This is a genomic window from Achromobacter sp. GbtcB20 (assembly GCF_019091095.1).
In the GTDB taxonomy this organism is placed as follows: Bacteria; Pseudomonadota; Gammaproteobacteria; order Burkholderiales; family Burkholderiaceae_B; genus Achromobacter; species Achromobacter mucicolens.
In genome coordinates this window covers 1-322 of the sequence record NZ_JAGXJZ010000376.1, presented here as the reverse complement: position 1 = coordinate 322, position 322 = coordinate 1, and the positions used below count along the sequence as shown (strand labels likewise).

The window sequence follows — 322 nt, the reverse complement described above, 5'->3', positions numbered from 1 at the left end:
CAGGCTGTCCTTGTTGTAGGCGCCGGTGTATTTGTTCACGTAGGCCAGCGCCGATTTCTTCACCGGATTGGCGTCGGGCAGCTGGGAGGCGACCAGCATCGGTCCGGCCGGGATGAAGGTGCCTTCGCAGTCGGCGCCGCAGACGCGCAGGATGTCGCTGTTGGCCACGCCGTGGGTCTGGTAGATCTTGCCGCGGTAGCCGCGCTCGCGCAGGGCCTTCTGCGGCAGCGCGGCCGGGGTGCCGGAGGCGGCGATCAGGATCGCGTCCGGGTTGGCCGCGGCCAGCTTCAGCACCTGGCCGGTGAGCGAGGTGTCGGTGCGG

Annotated in this window: 1 pseudogene; it reads right to left on the bottom strand. The window is 69.6% G+C overall.

From position 1 onward, the window contains the following. A pseudogene (locus KVT32_RS29395) lies at positions 1–322 on the bottom strand (ABC transporter substrate-binding protein); the annotation flags it as partial.